18 protein-coding genes are annotated in these 22,443 nt (G+C 73.1%); 12 read left to right on the forward strand and 6 right to left on the reverse strand.

Translation table 11 applies throughout. The features are described from left to right. Positions 1–39 precede the first annotated feature (39 nt). Complete coding sequence (locus tag AB0M99_RS26935; RefSeq protein WP_365924730.1) at positions 40–2,763, reverse strand: exo-beta-D-glucosaminidase; 2,724 nt, start codon at positions 2,761–2,763, stop codon at positions 40–42. A gap of 128 nt (positions 2,764–2,891) precedes the next feature. On the opposite strand from AB0M99_RS26935, the gene AB0M99_RS26940 reads away from it, so the two are divergent. The 6 genes from AB0M99_RS26940 to AB0M99_RS26965 all read left to right on the forward strand — a co-directional run bounded on the left by AB0M99_RS26940 (position 2,892) and on the right by AB0M99_RS26965 (position 9,826). Beyond that, entirely contained in the window at positions 2,892–3,704 is an 813-nt protein-coding gene (locus AB0M99_RS26940; RefSeq protein ID WP_365924732.1) for a hypothetical protein, read from the forward strand. Between the two features lie 80 nt (positions 3,705–3,784). Further along, positions 3,785–5,656: a cellulase family glycosylhydrolase gene (locus AB0M99_RS26945; RefSeq protein ID WP_365924734.1), complete on the forward strand. Its 1,872-nt coding sequence runs from the start codon at positions 3,785–3,787 to the stop codon at positions 5,654–5,656. 410 nt (positions 5,657–6,066) lie between these two features. Next, on the forward strand, positions 6,067–6,441 hold the full coding sequence (locus AB0M99_RS26950) for a helix-turn-helix transcriptional regulator (protein ID WP_365924736.1): 375 nt from the start codon (positions 6,067–6,069) through the stop codon (positions 6,439–6,441). Positions 6,442–6,477: 36 nt separating this feature from the next. Next, positions 6,478–7,023, forward strand: coding sequence for a hypothetical protein (locus AB0M99_RS26955; protein ID WP_365924738.1), 546 nt, complete (start codon positions 6,478–6,480; stop codon positions 7,021–7,023). Between the two features lie 14 nt (positions 7,024–7,037). After that, positions 7,038–8,261 carry an MAB_1171c family putative transporter gene (locus AB0M99_RS26960; protein ID WP_365924740.1) on the forward strand — a complete coding sequence of 408 codons (1,224 nt, stop codon included), beginning with the start codon at positions 7,038–7,040 and terminating at the stop codon, positions 8,259–8,261. Continuing rightward, positions 8,258–9,826, forward strand: coding sequence for an amidase (locus AB0M99_RS26965; RefSeq protein ID WP_365924742.1), 1,569 nt, complete (start codon positions 8,258–8,260; stop codon positions 9,824–9,826). The genes AB0M99_RS26960 and AB0M99_RS26965 overlap by 4 nt, the downstream gene beginning before the upstream one ends. Positions 9,827–10,059: 233 nt before the next feature. On the opposite strand, the gene AB0M99_RS26970 is transcribed toward AB0M99_RS26965, so the two are convergent. Further along, a complete protein-coding gene (locus tag AB0M99_RS26970; RefSeq protein ID WP_365924744.1) occupies positions 10,060–11,457 on the reverse strand; it encodes a hypothetical protein in 1,398 nt (465 codons plus the stop codon). 96 nt (positions 11,458–11,553) lie between these two features. Here AB0M99_RS26970 and AB0M99_RS26975 point away from each other — a divergent pair, with 96 nt between their 5' ends. From AB0M99_RS26975 to AB0M99_RS26995, 5 genes are all read left to right on the forward strand, one after another. Beyond that, complete coding sequence (locus AB0M99_RS26975; RefSeq protein WP_365924746.1) at positions 11,554–11,877, forward strand: putative quinol monooxygenase; 324 nt, start codon at positions 11,554–11,556, stop codon at positions 11,875–11,877. A 65-nt stretch (positions 11,878–11,942) separates the two neighbouring features. Continuing rightward, positions 11,943–12,647 (forward strand): hypothetical protein, encoded by a 705-nt coding sequence (locus AB0M99_RS26980; RefSeq protein ID WP_365924748.1) that lies wholly within the window; start codon positions 11,943–11,945, stop codon positions 12,645–12,647. Next, positions 12,581–13,432, forward strand: a complete 852-nt coding sequence (locus AB0M99_RS26985) for an FUSC family protein (protein WP_365924749.1) — start codon at positions 12,581–12,583, stop codon at positions 13,430–13,432. Before AB0M99_RS26980 ends, AB0M99_RS26985 begins: the two co-directional genes overlap by 67 nt. A 17-nt stretch (positions 13,433–13,449) precedes the next feature. After that, positions 13,450–14,907, forward strand: a complete 1,458-nt coding sequence (argG, locus tag AB0M99_RS26990; RefSeq protein WP_365924751.1) for an argininosuccinate synthase — start codon at positions 13,450–13,452, stop codon at positions 14,905–14,907. Between the two features lie 63 nt (positions 14,908–14,970). Beyond that, on the forward strand, positions 14,971–16,071 hold the full coding sequence (locus AB0M99_RS26995; protein ID WP_365924753.1) for a M20 family metallopeptidase: 1,101 nt from the start codon (positions 14,971–14,973) through the stop codon (positions 16,069–16,071). 35 nt (positions 16,072–16,106) lie between these two features. Here the strand turns inward: AB0M99_RS26995 and AB0M99_RS27000 are convergent, their stop codons facing one another. The 3 genes from AB0M99_RS27000 to AB0M99_RS27010 form a co-directional block, all read right to left on the reverse strand. After that, a complete protein-coding gene (locus AB0M99_RS27000; RefSeq protein ID WP_365924755.1) occupies positions 16,107–17,333 on the reverse strand; it encodes a serine hydrolase domain-containing protein in 1,227 nt (408 codons plus the stop codon). A 114-nt stretch (positions 17,334–17,447) separates the two neighbouring features. Further along, positions 17,448–19,379, reverse strand: coding sequence for a peroxidase (locus AB0M99_RS27005; RefSeq protein WP_365924757.1), 1,932 nt, complete (start codon positions 19,377–19,379; stop codon positions 17,448–17,450). A gap of 229 nt (positions 19,380–19,608) precedes the next feature. Next, positions 19,609–19,911 (reverse strand): putative quinol monooxygenase, encoded by a 303-nt coding sequence (locus AB0M99_RS27010; protein ID WP_365924759.1) that lies wholly within the window; start codon positions 19,909–19,911, stop codon positions 19,609–19,611. A 117-nt stretch (positions 19,912–20,028) separates the two neighbouring features. On the opposite strand from AB0M99_RS27010, the gene AB0M99_RS27015 reads away from it, so the two are divergent. Then, positions 20,029–20,490: an RICIN domain-containing protein gene (locus AB0M99_RS27015; protein WP_365924761.1), complete on the forward strand. Its 462-nt coding sequence runs from the start codon at positions 20,029–20,031 to the stop codon at positions 20,488–20,490. Positions 20,491–20,562: 72 nt separating this feature from the next. On the opposite strand, the gene AB0M99_RS27020 is transcribed toward AB0M99_RS27015, so the two are convergent. Continuing rightward, the gene (locus AB0M99_RS27020; RefSeq protein WP_365924763.1) at positions 20,563–22,260 is read right to left on the reverse strand and encodes an FG-GAP-like repeat-containing protein; all 1,698 of its coding nucleotides are present in this window, start codon (positions 22,258–22,260) and stop codon (positions 20,563–20,565) included. Between the last annotated feature and the right edge of the window lie 183 nt (positions 22,261–22,443).

The following is a 22,443-nucleotide window of genomic DNA, read 5'->3' on the forward strand; positions in this document are numbered from 1 at the left end:
GAAGATCCAGCCTGTCGGCCGTGCCCCCAATCTCCGTGCTCAGCCGGCCGGGACCGTCACCGTCGGGGTGTTCCACCCGGAGATCCGCAGCCGCGGCGCGGAGCCGTGCAGGTCGCCCGTCCGGTAGGTCGCCGTCAGCGTCGCCGACTCGCCCGGCCAGAGGCTGGCCTGGTTGTCGCTCCACCGGACGGGCAGTACGGGCGCGCCCTCGGCCCCCACCAGGTGGACGTCCGTGAGCAGCGCGGGGGTGGTGACCGTGCCCGTGTGCCGTACGGTCACCGTCGTCGTCGACACCCCCGCGCCGTCCGTGCTCGTCGAGGCCGTGGAGGCGACGGCCGCCCGACCCATCGAGTTCAGCCCCCTGAGGCCGGCGTAGGAGGTGGTGGGCGTGTGGTACCAGTCGGTGTCCGCGTAATCGAGCACGTCCGCCTCGGTGGAGAGCCAGTAGACGTTGCGGCTCACCTCCCGCCCGGCGCCGTCGGTGAGCAGCAGCCGGGCCAGGTGGGTGGTCGACAGGCCGGCGACCGATGCGGGCAGCGTCAGTGCCGTGCTGCTCGCGCCACCGCCCTCGACACCCAGGCCGCTCACCGTCCGGTCGAACTTCTGCGTGCCGTCGGTGTTGAAGAGCGTCACCCGCGCCGTCAGCCCGGAGGCCGCGGAGGTCCGGTTGTTGACGACGGTCACCGCGCGGTTGTCGTACCCGTACTGGATGTGCAGGGGCTCGTTCGCCTTCTTGGCACCGAAGTACGCCCCGCCCTGGTCGAGGTACCGGTCCACCAACTGCCACTGCAGCGAGGTCCATCCGCTGTTGAACATCCAGTAGATGACTCCGGTCGACGGACCGGACGCGTCCTTGGCATTGCGCGAGTACGCCTCGAACTGCGCGCGCACGTTCTCGTACTGGGCGAGCTGCGCCTTGCGCACGTAGTCCTCCAGCCCCGTCGGGGGACCGTACCGGGCCGCCAGCGCCGCGCCGTACAGGCCCAGCGTCGCGAAGGTGGCCGAGGGGGAGCGGTGGTACTGGGCGGCGGACGGGTTCTTCCACAGGGTCTCCAGCTCAGCCGGGGACATCATGCGGCGCAGAGTGTCGAGGGTCGGGATGTCCGGGCCGGCGCTGGTCTCGGAGTTGAAGCCGGTGGCGCCGCCCGCCCGTTTGGCGTACCAGTAGCCGGGCGGGACCCAGTCGTACGGGCCGGTCATCCGCATCCCCGAGCGTCCGGTGATCGGGGCGGAGGCGTCGGAGGCCGCGGGGACCACCGGCGTCCCCCAGTCGGCGGCCTTCAGGGCGTCGACGTACCCCTCCTCGATCTGCTCGTTCGGTGCGAAGTCACTGCCGATCAGGAAGGAGATCACGCTGGGGTGGTGGCGCAGCCGGGCCGCCTCCGCGGCCATCGAGGCCCTGGCGACGGGGTAGTCGGCGGAGACCCACCGCTCACCGGCCTCGGTGCCGTTGACCTCCCCCTCCCACTTGTCGCAGCACTCCCAGCCGGGAAGCGTCAGGATCCCGTACCGGTCGGCGAGGTCGAAGAACTCGTCGGGCTCGATGTGTCCTTCCAGGCGCAGGGTGTTCAGACCCAGGTCGAGGGCGTACTTCAGCCGGTCCTCGACGTAGGTGGGGTCCCAGCGCAGGAACTCGTCGGGGGACCAGCCACCGCCCTTGATCAGCAGCGGGCGGCCGTTGATCCGGTACTGCCGTGCGCCGTCGGGGCTCAGCGGCGCCCGCACGTCACGGATGCCGAAGGACTCGTGGGCGGTGTCGGAGGCCGCGCTGTCCACCGTCGCGGTCAGGTCGAGGCCGTACATCGGCTGCTCGCCCATGGCGGCGGGCCACCACACGCGGGGCGAGGCCAGCCGGAGCCCGGGGTGGTCGGCGGGGGAGAAGACCACGGTCCTGGTCTCGCGGGGGGCCAGGGTGACGCTGCGGCTCACGGTGGCCGGACCCGCCGTGCCCGACACGGTCGTGGTGACGGTGGCCGTCGAGTCGTTGCGCACGCGGGCCTTGACGGTCAGATCGGCCGAGGACATCGACGGCAGGGCCAGGGCGGTCACCACGTGCGCGTCGCGCAGGGCGACCGGCCCGCCGCGGCGCACCGTCACGTCGCGGACGATGCCCATGTTCTCGTCGGGCGGCTGCAGCCAGTCGAGCCAGCCCATCGTGAGCTGCTTGCGCGGATTGTTGGGCTGGATCCGGAAGGCGACCGTATTGGTGCCCGCCTCGATCAGGGTGGTGACGTCGAGCTCGTGCCGGGTGTACGCGCCGGCGACCGTGCTCGCGGTGGCGACCCGGCGGCCGTTGACGAAGACGTCGGCGGCGGAGATCACCCCGCTGAAGTCCAGGTACGTACGGGCGGTCGGGTCGGCGACGGTGAAGTCGGACCGGAACCACCAGGGCACGGTGAAGTCCGCGGCGGGGATCCGCTTCTGCTGCGTGGAGTAGAACGGATCGGGGTACACCCCGGCCGCGAGCAGCGCCGCGAGGACGGTGGAGCGGGAGCCGGCCGGATACCAGCCGGTCGCCGCGTAGCCGGGGCTGGAGACGGCGGCCGCATCGTCCGCGACCTTCGCCGCCGACTGGATCGCGTACCCGGCGAGGGCCGTCGTGCTGCCCGGCGCCGCGGCGACCGCGGTCACCCGCGGCCCGGGTGCCGGAGTCGGCACCGGGGAGGGAGCCGCAGGGGACGTACCGGCGGTGAGGGCGAGGACCAGGCCGGCAACGGCCAGGGCGGCGGTCCTTCCGTGTACGAGGGCGAGGCGGCGGAACACGGGGCCTCCCGCGGGGACGGGGTCGGAACGGAGCCGAGTCTGCCACGGCGGGGCTCCCGCACGGCGGCGACAGCCCGGGGCCCGAAACCGGTTGTACCGGCCGCCGCCTCGCGCCCTACGCTCGGCGGGTGATATCCATCGTGGTCGCGTGCGTCGTACTGCCCGTCACAGCCCTGCTGTACGGGCGGCTCGGCCTGCGCCGCGCCCGCGATGCCCGGTCGTACCGGGACGCGGTCGCACGCAGCGCCGAGCTCGTGCTCGACCCGTACCACCCCGCGGTCGGCCGCATGTGGCACGAGGACGAGACCCAGGCCGCCGCCGCCCGGTTGCTGCTCGACGGGCTGGCCACCGTCAACCGCCGCGGCAACCTGAGCCTCACCGGGGCCGGGGCCGACCCCGCGCACCTGGTCGGGCACCCGCTGCCGGACGCCCTGCTCGCAGCGCTGCGCCGCCGCACCGCGCCCGCGTCCCTGGGCAACGTCGAGCTGCGCGACGCCGGCTTCCGCGCCGTCCGGGACGGGTTCCGCGCCGACTGCCGCGCCCTCCTGCCGTTCTGGCCGGCGGATCCCCCGCGCGAGCGCGGCTGCCTGGGCTGTACCGGGGTGATGCTGCTCATCGGGGAGTTCGCGTTCGCCATGGTCGTGGTGGTGGAGCGGCTGCCCCGGGGGCCCGTGGAGTGGGTCGCGGCGGTGGCCACGGGCCTCGCGCTGATCGCCCAGATCGTCTGGTTCGACGAGGACGCCAAGGAGCCGGACCCGGAGCGGCGCGACCCGCTCGCGGAACGGCTGGGCCGGGAGGGCCGGCACCCGGCCCTCGTCGAACTGGACGACCGGGACCCGCAGGCCGCCGCCCGGCTGAGGGTCAGCCGCATGCGTACCCGTCGCGGCCGCAACCACGGCCGGCCCCGCCGGCGGCACGCCCCCACCGGGGCCGGGGTCTGACCCCGGCCTTTGCCGTGGAGCGGTCGCAGGAGCGGTGGCATTGGTTGACTGTTCATCAGATTCGCATGACAGTACGGGCCATGACGAACCAGACGATGCGTGAACCGCACGGTTCGGGACGGCGGACGTGGGCCGCGGTGCTCGTCACCCTCGCCTCGTCCGCCCTCTGCGCGGGGGCTCCCGCCCGCGCCGCCGAGCCCGCCCCCTACGACGCGCGTGCGGCCGAAGTGACCGTCAGCGGTACGCACTTCGTCGACGGCTACGGACGCGAGGTCGTTCTGCGGGGCTTCAACGTCTCGGGCGAGACCAAGCTCGCCGAGAACGGCGGCCTGCCCTTCGCGAGCATCGAGGACGCCCGGAAGTCGGCGCGGGCCCTGCGCGAACTGGGCGGGGCCAACTCCGTCCGGTTCCTCCTGTCATGGGCGGCCGCCGAGCCCGCGCGCGGCCGGGTCGACGAGGCCTATCTGGCCCGGGCGACCGCGCAGCTGCGGGAGTTCCTGGCCGTGGGGCTGCGCGTGTACCCCGATTTCCACCAGGACCTCTTCTCGCGCCACATCTTCGACAAGGACAGCTGGTACTCGGGCGACGGCGCACCGCGCTGGGTGGTCCAGGCGGGCGGATACCCGCGGGAGTCCTGCGGGATCTGCGCCCACTGGGGCCAGAACATCACCCAGAACCAGGCCGTCACCAAGGCCATGCGGGACTTCTGGGCCAACCGCAACGGCATCCAGGACGCCTTCCTCGACACTGCCCAGGCCACCATGGCCTACCTCGCGGCCCATCTCGACGCTACCGAGTTGGCCCAGGTCGCCGGCTTCGACCCGTACAACGAGCCCTACGCCGGGCAGTACGCGAGCGGCGAGGACGGCGCCGCCTGGGAACAGGGCCGGCTCTGGCCCTTCTACGAGAAGTTCCGCGCGCGCATGGACGCGGCGGGCTGGCGGTCCAAGCCCGCGCTCGTCGAGCCGAACATGTTCTGGAACTCCAACCTCTCCTTCATGAAGCAGCCCGGCGGCCTCGGCGGCGTGGGGGTCCTGGGGCCGCGGTACGTCTTCAACACGCACTTCTACGACCAGGCCCGGATGTCCGGCTTCTTCAACCTGACCAAGGCGAAGGACGGCGAGTACGCCGCGGACTTCAACGCCGTGCGCAACCGGGCCGCGGCACTCAACTCCCCGGCTATCGTCAGTGAGTTCGGCCACCCGCTGACCGGCACCTCGTCCGACAAGGCCCCGTCCGTGCTCAAGGGCCAGTACCAGGCGCTCGACAGCGGCCTCGGCGGCCGTGCCTGGTGGCAGAACCCGGCCGCCGCCGGACCCGTGGTGTCCGCGACCCAGTGGCAGTGGGACATCTACAGCGGCCGCCACCACGAGGCGATGAACGACAACCCCAACAAGATCCGCACCGCGGGCGACGCCTGGAACGACGAGGACCTGTCCGCCGTACGCCTCGACGACGCCGGTACCCCGGTGCTGCGCCAGGACGCGCGGCTCCTGGACCGCCTGTACCCGAGCGCGGTCGCCGGGCACACCCTCGCGTTCCTCTACGAGGACCGCTCCCGTGATGCGGGCACCGCGACGACGTGGAGCCGGATGCCGGCTGACATGCCCGAGTCGGCCCGCCTGGTCGGCGCGGAACTGCCGTACGGCGTACTGGTGTGGCGCGGTGGCGGGGGCTCGGGCGCGCCGACGGAACTGCACCTGCCGGCCGGCTTCGACCCCGCGAGCACCACGGTCGTCTCCGACCTCGGCACGGTCACCGGACCCGGTACGACGGGTGCCATCGCCGTAGCCCCCGAGCCCGGCGGTACGCGTGCCCGCCGGATCGTCCTGTCCGGCGCCGCGGAGGGACTGCACTTCGCACTGGTCAGCGCCGCTCCGGCGACGGCGGAGCAGCGCGCGGCCGTACAGCGGGAGCTCGGCCGGTGGGCAGCCGGAGCCGGTCTGGGGTGACTGGTCCACCATGGTCCCGCGCCCCCGGCCCGAGCCCGCGGACGGAAGGGGGCGCAGGGCGTGTGGTACCCGGGTGGGGGCCGCGCACGCCTGGTGGCGGATCACGGGCGACGCCGTCGAAGCCGTTCCGGTACTGCTGGGCGCCCTCGAACCGGCGAGGGCTGCGCCGCGCCCGGACCGGGGCGCTGGAACGCATCGGCAGCCGACCCGGCCGCCAACAGCTCCCGGACGTCAACTATAGTTACGCGCAACGGGCGTCAACTATAGTTACGCCCGATGAAAGGGAGCGGCACGCAGTGGCGGAAACAGAAGACAGGCCCGACGGACCGGACTCACCCCGACCGGCCCCGGTGCCGGTTCCCGGCCCCGGTGCATGCTTCAGTGACCGCCTCAACTTCCTGTTCGACCGGGTGCGCCCTCCCGGGGCGGAGGAGTACTCCAACGCGCACGTGGCCCGCACCATCTCCTCGTACGGCGAGGACAGTTACACCCGCTCCCACATCAGCTACCTGCGTGCGGGAAAGCGCACGCCGACCATCACCATGGTCCCGCTCCTCGCCCGCTTCTTCGGCGTCGAGGCCGCCTACTTCGTAGAGGACGAGGTCACCCGGAAGATCGCGACCCAGTTCGAGATCCTGCGCAAGCTGAAGGAGAACGGGGTCGAGCAGATCGCCCTCCGCGCGATGGGCGTGTCCGCCGCCGGCCAGCGCAAGGTCCTGGCGGCACTGGAGGCCGTACGGAAAGAGGAAGGCCTGCCGGCAGACCCCGAAAGGGACCTGCCGTGACCGAAGTCCGGCGTCCCGACGAGGAGAGGAAACGCCATGTGGCTCAGCCGTCGTAAGCGCGGATCCGACCGCGAGGCCGACGAGGCCGAGCGTCGCAACCGGGAGTTCGTGGACAGCCTCGGCCTTCCCGCGGTCGACAGCGTCCTGGACCTCGTGCCGTTCATGGAAGAGCGCTTCGGCCGCTCGATCCGGCTCATGCCCTTCGCTTCGGACCCGGCCGACCCCGACTCCCTCGACGCCTCCGCCCCGTGCGGACTGTGGCTCGCCACGGGCGACACCGACTACGTGTTCTACGACACCGCGATCAGCCGCGCGCACGCCGAGGTCATCGTCGGCCACGAGTTCGGGCACATGCTGAGGCGCCACCGCGGCAACACCCCCCTCGGAGCCGGCAACCTCGGCGGCCTGATCACCGACATCGACCCCGCCACGGTCCAGCTCGTCCTCGGCCGGACCCGCTACAACGAGCCGGAGGAGTTCGAAGCCGAACTCCTCGGATCCCTCCTGCAGGAGCACCTGAGCGCAGCCCGCCCGCAGGGCTCCCGGGAAGCCGACCCCATAGCCCGCACGTTGCTGCGCTGACCGAATAGGGACCCGTGAAAGACATACTTCACCCCCTGTGCCTGGCCATCGCCGGTACCGGATTCCTCATCCTGGTCCGCGACCTGGGCAGGAGCCGCCGCGACCCGGCACTGGTGGCGCTCGCCTTCACCTACTGCTTCTCCGCGATCAGCTACGCCGTCTCCCTCACCTGGGTCTGGGTCCGCGTCGACGGAGTCTTCGGCGTCCCCAACATCGTGGTGCCGATCGCCCAGGGCTGCGTGATCCTCGTCCTCGCCCTCCAGGCCACGGTCCTGGCGCACTGGTCGAAGCCCCTGGAGGAGGCCCGCCGGCGCAGCCGCCTCCTGCTCCTCGCGGCCGCCGCGGTCATCGCCACCATGGCCGTGCTGTTCGTCCTGCTGACCCCGGCCACCACACGGCCCACCGACTTCTCCCTGTACTACGCGCACGACCCGGTCTTCCAGGCCTACGTACTGCTGTACTTCGGCACCTACAGCGCCGCCGAGATCTACCTGGCGCGGTCCTGCTGGAAGTACGCGCGCACTGCCACCGACCGGTCGATCGCCTTCAGCCTGCGCCTGGTCACCGTCGGCGCCGTCATCACCCTCGGCTACAGCGGCATCCGCATCAGCGGCATCATCGGAGCCGAAGCCGGCTTCAGCGTCACTCACCTCAACGACTTCGCGTGGGCGTGCGGGGACATCGGAGCCACCCTCACCCAGATCGGCTACCTCATCCCGGCCGTCGCCCTGCGCGCCGGCAGCGCCCGCGACTGGACCACCGCGCACGTCCGCTACCGGCGCCTGGCACCGCTGTGGCACGCGCTCGACCGGGCCGACCCCGGCATCACGCTGCGCCGCCCGGCCAGCCAGAGCCAGGACGTCCTGCGCGGCCGCAGCGCCCACTTCCCGCTCCTGCGCCGCCGCGTCGAGATCCGCCAGGGCCAGAAGCTGATGCGCCGCTACCTCGACCCGGCGGCCCGGGAGCAGGCCGAGACCCGCCGCCGGGCCGAAGGCCTCACCGGGGTCGAACTCGCCGCGGCCGTCACGGCCGACCAGATCCGCGCCGCCCTCGTCCGGCACGCGGCGGACGACCCGGTCGCCGCCCCCGCCGAGTACGCCGACGCAGAGCTGGACCTCGCCACCACGGAGGACGAACTGCTCCACCTCCAGCGCGTCGCCTCCCACTTCACCCCGCCCGCGCCCGAGAACCACGGGGCCGCCGGCCTCCGCAGCACCACCACAGGAGCCCGTTCGTGATCCTCCGCCGAACCCTGCTCGTCGCCTGCACGGCCATCGCCGCGGCGGCCTCCATGGCCACCACGCCCGCCGCGGCGCGCTCCCGCACCGGCGCGCCCAAGCCCCCCGGGCCGGAGCTGCACCTGGCGCCCGCCCGCGAACAGCTCACCGCCCTGCGCCGGCGCACGGTCACCAGCCGGGCCCTGCTGGAGCAGTACCTCCAGCACATCGCCAGGACCAACCCCGCCCTGGGCGCCGTAGCCACCCTCGACGCCGAAGGGGCGCGTGCGGCCGCCGACGAGGCCGACCGTCACCTCGCCGCGACGGGCAAGCCGCTCGGCGCGCTCCACGGCCTGCCCGTCACCGTCAAGGACGCCCTCGAAACCAAGGGCCTGCGCACCACCTGCGGTTCGCCCGATCTCACCGGCCACGTCCCCGACCGGGACGCGGACGCCGTCGCGCTCCTGAGGGCGGCCGGCGCCGTCATCGTCGGCAAGACGAACGTCCCGGTGATGTGCCAGGACCTCCAGACCTCGAACCCGCTGTTCGGCAGGACGAAGAACCCGTACGACGACACCAGGACCGCGGGCGGATCGTCCGGCGGCCCCGCCGCTGCCGTCGCCGCAGGCATGACCAGCCTCGAAGTCGGCTCCGACCTCGCGGGCTCGCTGCGCCTGCCGGCCGCCTACTGCGGCGTGTACGCCCTGCGCCCCAGCGGCGGCATCGTCCCCACCCGCGGCCACATCCCCCGGCCGCCCGGCTGGCTCACCAGCTCCGACATGCTCACCATCGGCCCCGTCGCGAGGAACGCCGAAGACCTCGACGTCCTCCTGGACGTGCTCGCCGCCCCCGCCCCGGCCGACGCCGCCGCCTGGCGGATCGACCTCCCGGCGCCGAAGCGCAGCCGCCTGGCGGACTACCGGATCGGTGTGTGGCGCGACGATCCCTACTGCCACGTCGACGAGAGCACCCGCGAACTCCTGGACCGGGTCGCCGAACTCGTACGGTCCGCCGGCGCCACCGTCGACGACACCACCAGGCCCGTGGACCTCGCCGACAGCGACAGGCTCTTCCAGCGCCTGATGTACGCCACGGCCGCCGCGACCGCGACCGACGCCGGGTTCGCCGACGACATCGCGGCCGCCGACAAGACCCCCGCCGACAGCCCCGGCGGTCTCTTCCTGCACTCGCGCACCATGCGGCACAGGGACTGGCTGCGGGCGAACGAGGACCGCGAGAAGCTGCGCGGCACCTGGGCCGACTACTTCGCGACCCACGATGTCCTCATCACCCCGGCCACCCCGACCGCGGCCGTCGAGGACCAGACCTCCACCCCGGTACCCGGCCGGTTCATCACGGTCGACGGGGTGAAGCGCCCGTACTTCGACCAGACGGCATGGCTGAACATGGCCGGGCACGTCAGGCTCCCGGCCCTCGTCATGCCCGCGGGGAAGACCGCCGACGGGCTGCCGCTGGCCATCCAGATCATCGGCCCCCACCTGGCCGACCGCACGGTCGTCGACGTGGCCAAGCACCTGGCACGACGGCTCCCCAAGCCCGTGCGACCGCCCGCGTTCACCGCGTGACCGGGCCCCAATGACCGGGCTCGTTCTGCCTCCACGGGGGTGGGGCGGGGCGGGCCCGCACGGCAGAGGGGCCCCGGGAAGACCCGGGGCCCCTCTGCACGGACATGGAAGAGCCCGGATACCGACGGGGGATGCGGTACCCGGGCCCTGCGATCATCTTAGTCGCCCGAGTCAAGTTTCGGGCCGACCCTTCAAGAACCGCTGAATTTCCCGCGGTTTCCTCCCGGCCGGCCCTACCCGGCCTGCGGCTGCCGGGCCGGGGGCGGCGTGTGCAGGGGCGGGGTGGGCAGGGGCGTGCCGTCGGCCCCGAGGAGGGCGATGAGGACGATCGCGTCGGTCCAGCCGAGCGGGACGACGGCTTTGGGGCGTCCGTCCGCGCTGACGGTTTCCGGGAGTTCGCCCAGGGTGTTGCGCTTGGACAGCACCCAGTCGATCACATCGCCCGCCTTGGCCCCCTCGCCGGTTCCGGACCAGGCGAGCGCGAAGAACGAAGTGCTGGCGGTCCAGGTGATGTCTCCCCAGCGGGTGGCGGGGTCGTTGCCCGGGACCAGCCCGCCGTTGGGGCGCAGCAGCGCCCTGTAGGTCTCGTCCAGCGCCGTGGGCAGGTCGGCGGGCGCGGTGTTGAACGGCGGCGCCATGAAGGCGACGGCGCTGTCGCGGCCGTGCAGGCCGTCGGCGGTGCGCTGGTAGCCGACCGGGGCGAACCGTGCGGCGATCCCGGCGGAGAGGCGCCGGGCGGCGTCGCTCCAGCGCGCGGCGTCCTCGGCGCGGCCCAGGCTGCGGGCGAGGTCGGCTGAGGAGTTGAGGCCGGCCAGCAGGGGCGCCGCCGTGCCGATGTTGACCGTGGCGGTGGGGAGTTCCCAGTAGTCGGGGGAGGCGGGCGGCAGGCCGTCGGCGTCCAGGGAGCCGGCCGCGTAGTCGGCCGCCTTGCGGATCGTGGGGTAGAGGATCTCCAGCCGGCCGTCACGGTCCGCCGCCGGCGCCGCCCGGTACCACTGCCAGGCGGCCCAGGGCACCCAGCCGTTCGCGTCCAACTGCCACGGCCGGGCGTCCGGGGGCCCCGAGCCGTCGAGGCGGGTCCGGGCCTCCCAGGTGCCGTCCGCCCGCTGCGTCGCGGAGTTGTACCGCAGGATCCTGTACGCCTCCTCGTCGTGGCCGGTGTGCGCGAACGCGGCGACGGCGAAGCTCGAATCCCGGGGCCAGGAGAAGTCCCAGAACGGGTACCAGGCCGCGGCGAAGGAGCCGTTCGGCTGGAGCAGCGCCCGCATCGACAGCAGGGCGCGCTCCGCGCTCTCGCGGCGGAGCCCGGGCGCGCCCGGAACCCGGCCCGACGCGAGCCAGGCCCGGGAGGCGGCGACCTGCTCCAGGGCGCCCGCGTCACCGGCGTCCACGACCACGGACTTCGTCGCGCCCGCGGGCAGGTAGCGCCACTTGCCCGAGGGCAGGCGCAGTACGTTGCCGCCCGGCACGTACGACGCGTCGACCGACTGCGACGGGGTGACGGCCTCGGTCGCGACCCCGTTGGAGAGCAGGCCCGAGCTGCGCTCCGGCGTGTCGGCAAGTGTGCCCGTACCGCCCAGCAGGCCCGCGAGGAGCGTCGCGGACAGTACGGCGGACCTCGTGACCGTCATGGTTCTCCCTCCGAGTGACGAGACTTCAAACGACAAACGGGGGCGGGTGGTAGCGCCGCAAACGGCTTGACCTTCGGTGGCGCCTACAATGATCGAATGATCTTCATTGTGGTGAAATTCGACGTCAAGCCCGAATACGTGGAGCAGTGGCCCGAGAAGGTCGCGGACTTCACCCGCGCCACCCGTGCCGAGCCCGGCAACCTGTGGTTCGAGTGGTCCCGCAGCCTGGAGGAGCCGGACACCTACGTCCTGGTCGAGGCGTTCCAGGACGACGCCGCGCACGCGCACGTCAGCTCGGAGCACTTCAGCGCGGCCCTGGAGACCATGCGCCCGCTGGTCACCCGTACGCCCGACATCGTCAGCACCACCATCGAGGGCGCCACCGGCTGGAGCCGGATGGGCGAGCTGCAGGTCGACTGACCGCTGCCCCGACGGCCGTCCGGTACCGGCCCCGGGTGCCGGGCGGTCGCTGCCAGGTGATGCTGGTGGCATGGCTGGCGTTCGCCGGAGCGCTGCGCGCGGCGCGGGAGGCGAGCACCGGGCTGCGGTCCTCACGGGTCCCGGATGCCGAACGGCCGGCCGGGCCGGGCCTGCGGGACCGGGCCCTGGCCCACACCGGCCTGGCCGCCCGCACCCTGCTCGACAGACTGGCGGCGCTCCCGCCGGGCCCCGCGGGTCCGGAGCCGCCGGGGGACCGGCCGCAGGTGCTGCGGGCCGTACGGGACGCGGCGCGGGAGACGGCCGACCTCCTGCGCGGCCGGGCACCCGCCGGGGACGCGCACGCGGAGCTGCTGCGGGCCCGTACGGCCATGGCGGCGGGCCCGGCCGCGGACGCCTCCCCGGGAGTGCTGCGCCGGCACGCGGTGCTCCTGGAGGCGGCGGACGCGGCGCTGGCGATGTCGACGGGCGCCGGGATCGCGGTACGGGGCCGGGCGGGCGCGGCGCGGGCCGCGCCGGGGCGGTTCTGGTACGCGGGCAAGCGCACGCCGCAGCTGTGGTGGTGGCGGCTGTGGGGGCACGCGGGCAGCTGGTCGGTGTTCTTCCAGAACGCGGTACGGCTCGGCCTGGCGCTGGCGGCGGCCCGGGTGATCGCCGGGGTGGACACCCTGCCGGGGCACTGCTCGTGGCTGTTCTGCTGGCGCTGGTGGGGACCGACATCGCGGTGTACGCGGCGGCGCTGGCGCCGCTGATGCTGGTCGCGTTCACGCTCGGCCCGGTCAAGGGGGTGGGCTGGGCGCAGGCGATGTTCACGCTGGTGGTCGCCCTGGTGTTCGCGCAGCTGGCACCGGCGACCTGGCAGCTCGCCGAGTTCCGGCTGCTGGACGTGCTGGTCGGCAGTGCGATCGGCGCCGTGTTCGGGCTGCTCGCCTGGCCCCGGGGCGCGCAGGACGAGCTGCGCCGCGCGGTGGCGGTGATGCTGCGGGGCGCGGCGGAGGTCGTGGTGGCCACGACCGCCCAGGTCGCCGCGGGCGGGGTGCGGGAGCCCGTACTCACCGCTCCGGGGCACCGGTCGCTGAGCCACTCGCTGGTCCTGGCGGAGTCGGCGTACGCGCAGCACCACAGCGAACCGCGGGGACTGCGGGCATCGTCCGGCGGCAGCCAGGACTGGCAGGCCACCCTGATGGCGGGCCACCACGCGCTCTGGGGCGCGGACCGGCTGCTGGTGCCGCCCGAGCGGGTCTTCGTACCGCCGCTGGAGCGCGGGCCCGCCGAGGCGGTGACCCGGCTGGGGGACCGGGTGGCCGGGCGGATGCTGCTGGTGTCGGCGCGCCTGGACCCGCGCGGCGACACCCCGCGGGCGCCGCTGGCGCTGCGGGACCCGGCCTCCGACGGATTCGCGGCCGAGCCGCCGGGCGCGCCGCAGCTGTACTACACGGCCGCGTCGTGGCTGGATGCGCTCGTCACGGACCTGGAGCGGATCGCCGGCGAGGCCGGCGAGGCCGGCGACACGCCCACGTTGCATGATCATGCGTAGTAGCGCATACTCTTCCCATGTCTAAGGTTCTTACCTCCCTGCCCACCGGCGAGCGCGTCGGCATCGCCTTCTCCGGCGGCCTCGACACCTCCGTCGCGGTCGCGTGGATGCGCGACAAGGGTGCCGTCCCGTGCACCTACACCGCCGACATCGGCCAGTACGACGAGCCCGACATCGCGTCGGTGCCCGGCCGCGCTTCGGCGTACGGCGCCGAGATCGCGCGCCTGGTCGACTGCCGCGCGGCGCTGGTCGAGGAAGGCCTGGCCGCGCTCACGTGCGGCGCGTTCCACATCCGCTCCGGCGGACGCTCCTACTTCAACACGACGCCGCTCGGCCGCGCCGTCACCGGCACCCTGCTCGTCCGGGCGATGCTCGAGGACGACGTGCAGATCTGGGGCGACGGCTCGACGTTCAAGGGCAACGACATCGAGCGGTTCTACCGCTACGGCCTGCTGGCCAACCCGCACCTGCGCATCTACAAGCCGTGGCTCGACGCGGACTTCGTCTCCGAGCTCGGCGGCCGCAAGGAGATGTCGGAGTGGCTCCTCGCCCACGACCTCCCCTACCGCGACAGCACCGAGAAGGCCTACTCCACCGACGCCAACATCTGGGGCGCCACCCACGAGGCCAAGACCCTGGAGCACCTCGACACCGGTGTCGAGACCGTCAGCCCGATCATGGGCGTACGGTTCTGGGACCCCTCCGTCGAGATCGCCGCCGAGGACGTGACCATCGGCTTCGACCAGGGCCGCCCGGTGACGATCAACGGCAAGGAGTTCGCCACCCCGGTCGACCTGGTGATGGAGGCCAACGCCATCGGCGGCCGCCACGGCCTGGGCATGTCCGACCAGATCGAGAACCGGGTGATCGAGGCCAAGAGCCGCGGCATCTACGAGGCCCCGGGCATGGCGCTGCTGCACGCCGCGTACGAGCGCCTGGTCAACGCGATCCACAACGAGGACACCGTCGCGCAGTACCACAACGAGGGCCGGCGCCTCGGCCGCCTGATGTACGAGGGCCGCTGGCTCGACCCGCAGGCGCTCATGATCCGCGAGTCGCTGCAGCGCTGGGTGGGCGCCGCCGTCACCGGCGAGGTGACCCTGCGGCTGCGGCGCGGCGAGGACTACTCGCTCATGGACACCTCCGGCCCGTCCTTCAGCTACCACCCGGACAAGCTGTCCATGGAGCGCACCGAGAACTCCGCGTTCGGCCCGGTGGACCGGATCGGCCAGCTCACCATGCGCAACCTCGACATCGCCGACTCCCGCGCCAAGCTGGAGCAGTACGCGGCCCTCGGCATCGTCGGCAACACGAACGCGACGCTCATCGGCGCCGCCCAGGCCGCCTCGACGGGGCTGATCGGCGCGATGCCGGAAGGCGGCGCCGAGGTCATCGCCTCCCGCACCCCCGGAGAGGTCGAGGGCGACGAGGACCAGATGCTCGACCGCGCCGCGATGGAGTTCGGCACCGACTGACCGCCGCCGACGGGGGCGCCCCCACCGGGGCCCCCGTCCCGGCGTACCAAGTACCCTTGCGAGGTGACGATGCACAAGACCGTCGATGTGAGCGTCGACGCGATGATCGAGGACCTCAGGACACTCGTCGAAACCGAGTCTCCGTCGCGCGACCTCGACTCCCTGGCGGTATCGGCCAAGGTCGTCGCCGCCGTCATCGAGAACCGCCTCGGCGGGCGGGCCCTCCTCGTCGAGAGCGAAGCCGGCCCGCACGTCCACTGGTCGGCCGACGGCGATCCCCGGGTGCTGATCCTCGGTCACCATGACACGGTGTTCCCGCTCGGCACCCTGGAGCGCCGGCCGTTCGCGGTCGAGGACGGGCGCGCCACCGGCCCCGGGGTCTTCGACATGCTCGGCGGACTGGTGCAGGCCATCCACGGCCTGGCGCTGCTCGACGACCGGTCGGGGGTCGAGATCCTGGTGACCGCCGACGAAGAGGTCGGCTCCCGCTCCTCCCGCGCCCTCATCGAAGAACGGGCCCTGGCCTGCGGCGCGGTGCTCGTGTTCGAGGGCGCGGCGGACGGCGGAGGGCTGAAGACCGGCCGAAAGGGCTGCGGCACCTTCCAGGTCTCCATCGCGGGCCGGGCCTCGCACGCGGGCCTGGAGCCCGCGGCCGGGGTCAACGCCCTCATCGAAGCGGCGCACCAGGTACTGGACATCGCCGCGCTGGGCCGGCCCGATATCGGTACGACGGTCACGCCGACCGTCGCGTCCGCGGGAACCCTGGACAACGTCGTGCCCGCGGAGGCGACCGTCGTCGTCGACGTCCGGGTCGAGTCGGCCGCGGAGACCGAACGGATCGAAGCCGCGTTCGCGGCGCTGGCCCCGCACCTCGACGAGGCGGAGATCACGGTCCAGGGAGGCATCGGCCGGCCCCCGATGCCCGAGGCGGCATCGGCCGAACTCTTCGCGGTGGCCAGGCAACTGCTTCCGCACCTGGAGGGCAAGGCGGTCGGCGGCGGCAGCGACGGCAACTTCACGGCCGCGCTGGGCGTGCCGACGCTCGACGGGCTCGGAGCCGTCGGGGGCGGAGCCCACGCCGACCACGAGTACCTGGAGATCGACGCCATGGCCGAGCGGGCGCACCTCGTCGCCGGACTCGTCCGGGCGATCCAGAAGGCGTAGCCGGGGGCGCCCGCGGATCCCGGACGTACGGGCCGTCAACTGCTCCTGGGCACCGACGGCTTGTGGCCGGGGTACACGTTGTCGGGGGTCACGATGCTCGTGAGCGCCCTGCCGAAGAGGGCGCTGGGCTCCTGGCCCCCGTGCGGGACGTCGGTGTTGAGGAGGACGACCATGGTCGCCTTTTCCCGCGGCAGGTAGACGGTCAGGCTCTCGTACCCGGGCAGCGAGCCGTTGTGGCCGATCCAGCCCTGGACGTCGAAGATGCCCAGGCCGTAGCCGGCGCCGGGAATGCCCGTCGGGGTGGTCTTCAGCCGCTCGGCCTGCGTCGCGGGGGTCAGCAGCGTGCCGGTGGCGAGGGTCCGCGCCCAACTGCGCAGGTCCTGGAGGTCGGAGATCACGGCCCCCGCGGCCCAGGCCCAGGACGGGTTCCAGTCGGTCGAGTCCACGGTCCTGCCCGAGGCCGACTGGTCGGTGTAGCCGTGCGCGTGCGGCTCGGGGAACTCGGCCCCGGTGGGGAAGAGCGTGCGGTGCAGCCCGGCCGGCTCCAGTACGTCCCGCTGGATGACCTCGTGGAGCGGCCGGCCGGTGACCTTCTCCAGCACCAGACCGATCAGGATCAGGTTGGTGTTGGAGTACTCGAACTTCTCGCCCGGCGCGAACTGCACGGGGTGTTTGAAGGAGTAGCCGAGCAACTGCCGTGGCGTGAAGGGGTGTTTGGGCTCGTCGTCGAGCGCCGTGTTGAAGGCGTCGTCCTCGCTGTAGTTGAACAGCCCGCTGCGCATGCCCGCCAGTAGCCGCAGGGTGATGCGGTCACCGTTCGGAACACCGCTGACGTACGTGCCGATGGTGTCGTCCAGGCGGACCTTCCCCCGGTCGACCAGCCGGAGGAGGGCGGTGACCGTGAACGTCTTGGTCTCGCTGCCGATGCGCATGTTGAGGTCGGCCTTCATGGGCGCGCCGGTCGCCTTGTCCGCCACGCCGAAGGCCTTCACGTAGCTTCCCTTGCCCGGGGCCCACAGCCCCACGACCACGCCCGGCACCCGTGTCTCGCGCAGGGCCCGGCGTACGGCGTCGTCCAGCTGCGCGGCGACGGCCGCGGTGAGCTGCGGGAAGTCCGCATCGGCGTCCGAGGGGGCGGCGGATGCGGACCGCCCCGTGGCGGCCGCCCCGTACGCGCAGCCCGCGGCGGCGGGAGCGATGAGGACGCCTGCGACGGCCGCGGCCACACAGGCCCGGCGCAGCCGAGCGCGCGTCGGCTTCACGGCATGGCCTCCTGACGTACGAGGACCACGGCCACATCACCAGCCTAGGCCCGCCCCACCCCGGTCGCGAGGCGGGCCGTCAGGCCGGATCCGCACCGGTCGGCGCAGGGACCGTCACGCTCCCGCGTCGGCAGGGGAACGCCGGCCGGGAACCCTCCAGAGGGTGCGGCCGTCCTGGACGATCACGGTGTCGCCCGACGGACGGACCAGAAGGCGGGCGCCCTTGTGCCCCGCGGTCTTGGAGGACCAGGCGGTACGGCCGTCGGCGAGGCGGACCGTGAGTTCGCCGTCGCCGGAGAAGTGGGCCTCGGCGCCGGAGGTGCCCGCGTTCCACAGCGTGCGGCCCTCGCCGTCCTGGAGGACCAGATCGCCGTCGGTGTCGAAACGGAGGCGGACGGCTCCGGCGTCCAGGGTGTCGCCCGGGCGCAGCACGGTGCCCGTGTGGACCTCGATGGCGTTGTCGAGCCTGCCTTCGGCCAGGGCGCGCAGGGTGGGGATCGAGGGAGTGAAGGCGTACACGGCGCCCTCGGTGCGCACGAACCGCTGGAAGGCGAGGGTGGTGGCCCGACTGCCGCTGGGGGAGGGGGACTCGAAGGCGGCGGGCGAGGGGGGCCCGATGACGGGGTCGGTGCCGGGGCGGGGGTGCCGGGCCGGCGGGAAGTCGGCGTTGTTGCTCCACCGGTTGGCGATGAACTCGAACTGCCCGACGAGGTCGGCCTGATGGCTGACGAAGACCAGCCCGCGCTCGGCGGGCCCGGAACCCGGACGGTACGCCGGGCCGAACGGGATGCCGCGCCGGATGACACGGCGGGAGTCGATCTCGGCGGCGGGCAGCGGCGGCCGCCCGGGCGCCACCGTCAGCCCGGCCCGCGGATTGCTCTTGCGGATGTGCGAGAAGAGCGGGGTGGTCCACCCCTGGAGGTCGTCGTGGAAGTCGAGGGCGCCGTCGATGTCCTCGCCCGGTACGGGAACCCGCTCGGCCGCCGGGCAGGTGGCGACCGGGGCGCCACCGGGCCAGCGCCCGACCATGCGGGCGGCGAGCCAGTTGGGGCTCGCGTCGGCCGGGGCGGCGCCCGACTTCTTCAGCTCGGCCAGGCACTCGTCGACCTGCTTCCACCATCCGGCGACGTCCTGTCCCAGGCGCCGCACCACGTGGAAGGAGCCGCCGGTGGCCCAGGCGGGCAGCCCGGCGGGCCGCCGGCCGACCCGCTCGTGCCCGACGAGGAACTCGCCGGCGGGCACCAGGCGGGTCCCGGGCTTGCCGTGCACGGTCGTGCCGTTCCCGGCGTCGGGCCTGTCGAAGCCGCGTACGCCCGGCTGGCTGATGGCGTCGAGGAAGCCGAAGTGCTCGTGCCCGCGCAGCGCGCCGGGGAGCGTCGCGCCGTCCTGCCGGAAGAGCACCTCGGCACCGGAGCGGTCGAGGGACCCGAGGTGCTGGTCGATGGCCTTCGCCAGGCGTCCGTTGTCGTCGGCGGCGAGCGTGAGGACGGCGTGGACCCCGTCCGGGTCCGCTCCGAAGAGCCAGGAGTCGGGGGCACTGGGGCCGGTGTCGCCGAGGAGTTCCGCGCGGGCCGCGGGGCCGTCGTGGAAGGCCTCCGCGGTGCTGCCGGGCGTGACGGCGGGGAAGGGGTCCCGCTGGGCGAGGAAGCCCAGGCCGGCGTGGGTGAGGCTGAGGCCGGTCCACAGGCTGGACATCGTCGTCGGGTCGACGCCCTTGCGGAGGTTGCGCGCCGCGCTGAACTCGGCGTTGAAGCGGGTGACCTGATCGGTGGTGGAGAGCGCGGGCACGAGCTGACCGAGCCAGCGGCGCGCCTTCTTCGTGTCGTGGAAGTGCACGAAGAGCAGGCAGGCGTGGTCCTTGCGGAAGCCCGCGAGGATGTCGCCCTGCGTGGTGGTGTCGGTCCGCAGCGGCAGTTCCGCCCCCGCCTGACGGGGTTCCGGCGCGGGCTCGGGGGCCGCGGCGGCCACGGCTGCGGGCGTACCGACGACGAGCGCGGCCGCGGTGCAGGCCCCGGCTTGTACGACGGTCCGACGGGTGAACTGCATACGGGTCCTCCGGGGCGGGGCGGGGGCGGGTATCCGGTGATCACCCTGAGCGATCACCCGCCCCCGCGCGAGCCGACGCACCGAGGGGATGACGAACGATCACCCCCCTCGTGCCGCTCGGCCACGGGTGGACGAGCGGACCGCCCGGGGCCGCTCTCGCGGACCCCGCCACCCCGCCGACGCCGTCAGCCGGCCCCGTACGCGCGTGCCGAAGACACCTGCCGCATCCTCAGGCCAGGGGTTCGGCGACGAGGCGGATGACGTCCGCGGGCCCCGCGCGGAAGGCCGGGCTTGCCGCGTCGGCTTCGACCATGTGCGGGGTGACGTCATGTGCGGCGAGCGCCGCCTGCGACGACCACCGCTCGATGAGGACGAAGCGGTCGGTCTCCCCGCTCACCTGGTGCAGGTCGTACTGGAGACATCCGGCTTCGGCCCGCACGATCGGCGCGAGCCGCTCGAACGCTGCGATCTGCTCCTTGCCGCGGCCCGGAAGTGTCGTGATCAGAATGACGAGTTGTATGGGTTGTGACATGGTCCGGAGCCTACTCAGCGGGGTGCTGTCACTCCGGATCGTTCCGGATGCCGGGACGGGGTGCCCGTGCATAGTGTGCGGGCCGTCACCTCACTCGCCAGGACAAGGACAGAGCGTATGCGCGGCATGGGAACGGTTCTGCTCGGCGGAGCGATGGTCTTCGCCTCCCTCGTACCGGCGAGCGGCGCCTTCGCCGCGGCCGGGGCGCCGGCGAGGGCGGACGATGCCGTCCAGTCCTTCCGGAACCAGGCCACGGGCCGGTGCATGGACGACACCAGCAACGGGTTCCGGACCTGGAGCTGCAACGGAAGCAACCCGCAGCTGTGGACCGTGCGCGTCTGGGGCGACCAAACGCGCCAGCTGCGCAACAACAACACCGGACGCTGCATCGAGGACACCGACAGCGGCTTCCGTACCGCGGTCTGCAACTCCAGTCCGCAGCAGAGCTGGTGGATCAAGGTCTGGGGGGACGGCACGGTCCGCTTCCAGAACCAGCACACCCAGCGCTGCATCGACGACAGCTCCCTGGGCTTCCGTACCTGGGCGTGCAACGACACCCCGTACCAGAGCTGGTCCTGAGGGCCGGGGGCCGTCCGGCGGTGGCGAACGGCCCCCGATCCGTCGGTTGGTGGGGCGGTTGGACGAGTCCGCTCAGGCGAGGGATTCCATGTAGCCCCAGCCGCCTTCGCCGACCCGGACAGGGGTCCCGAAGGTCCCCGCCGAGGTGCCCGGGCGCAGCCAGAGGTCGGCGCCCGTCTCGGTCGCTGCGTCGTACTTCGTCGTGACCCACAGATCGGCGCGGCCGTCGTCGTTGCCGTCGCCGAGGGCGACGACCAGGGGCCGCTGTACGGCGTTCCAGGTGTCGCCGCCGATCACCTGGGGCTCGGCGAGGCCGGCCGCGCCCTTGGAGCGGAACTGCTTGAGCTCGCCCGTGGTCCGGTCGCGGGCCCACAGGTCGGCCATGTTCTCGTCACCGCTCTCGGCCGGGTCCTCGGTGACGTCCCCCGGGGTGAGCAGGTCGTAGTCCGCCCAGTTGGTGACGCCCCCGACGGAGAGGGCCGCGCGGGGCAGGGAGGGCCCGGTCGCCGGTGTGCCGCCCCGGTGCAGCCACAGTGCGCTGCCGCCGGCGTTCCTGACGATCAGGTCCGACTGGCCGTCGCCGTCGAGGTCTCCCGCGGCGCGCGGAGCCGTGCCCGTCCAGCCGGTCTCCCGGTTGGGGATCGCGACCCGCTCGCCCAGGGCTCCGCCGCCGACGTTGGGGTAGACCCACAGGTTGTCGCCGATCCGCGCCACCACGTCCTCGCGTCCGTCCCCGGTCCAGTCGCCGCGGTGGCTGACCACCGCGCCCAGCCAGCCGCCGCTGCCGATCAGGCGGGGGGAGTCGAAGCGGCCGTTGCCCTGGCCGGGGTAGAGGCGCAGCGTCCCGTCCTTGCGCACGGCGAGCAGGTCGGGGCGGAGGTCCCCGGTGAGGTCGCCGTCGACCGGGGCGCGGGTGACCGCCTTCGCGCGCAGCAGGGCGTGGTCCTTGACGCCGGCGAGCTGCACGTCGTGGACGGAGGCGGAGGTGGACCCGAAGTCCTCCGAGCTGAAGAAGGCGTAGTCCAGCTTCGCCGTGTACTTGGCGCCGGCGGCGTTCCACGCCGCCGTCGGGGTGTTGACCCCGGCGTCCGCTTCGACGAGCGGGCCGCTCGCGGGCGTACCCGCGGCGACGGAAGCCCCCAACTTGTCCGGCACGACGTTGAAATCGCCGCCGAGGATCACGGAAGCGCCGCCCGCGTTCGCCTCGATGTGCCCCAGCAGTTCGTGCATGTCGCCGTTGGCGGTGTCGACGGACAGATGGGCGGTGCAGGCCAGGGTGTGGCGGCCGGCCACCGGCCCCTTCGCGCACACCGCAAGCCGCTTCTGGCCGGTCGGGTCCGCCGGCGCCACCTGGACGGACGATCCGACGACGCCCGCGCCGGTCCGCAGGATGACGGCCTGTCCGATCCGGGTCGACTCGGTGGTCGGCGTGGCCGCGGTGCTCCACCTGTCACAGCCGGGGTGGCTCTTCTGAGCCGCGAAATGCCCCGAGTACCCCGCGCCCAGCCTCTGCATCAGCTCCTCGTACTGGCCGGCGCACAGCTCCTGGAGCATGATCACATCGGTGGCACCCAAATCGGGCACCTTCTGCAGAGCCTGGTCCGCCCACACGTCCTCGTCGGCCAGGGAACTCTGGCACGTCCACGCACCGCACACGTTGTACGAGATCAGGCTGACCGGCTTCCCGGCAGCCGCGGACCCCACCGCGGCGGCGGCCGGACCGGCCGCACCCGCGAACAGGCCCGCCACGAGCACGAGTACGGCTGCCATCCAGGCACTCACCGACGCATGCGTTCTTCTCCGCGCCCTCACGAACCCACCCCCAGAAAGAGAAACACCCGGAATAACGGGAGGAGCCCGGCGCCGCCAAGGCTCCGGGCTCCTCCGGTACGTTCCGCCGCCATGTCCGGGGGCAGGGCGGCGGCCGGTGAACGCAGTTGAGGTTAGACGGTG

The organism is Streptomyces sp. NPDC051183 (assembly GCF_040682455.1).
GTDB lineage: Bacteria > Actinomycetota > Actinomycetes > Streptomycetales > Streptomycetaceae > Streptomyces.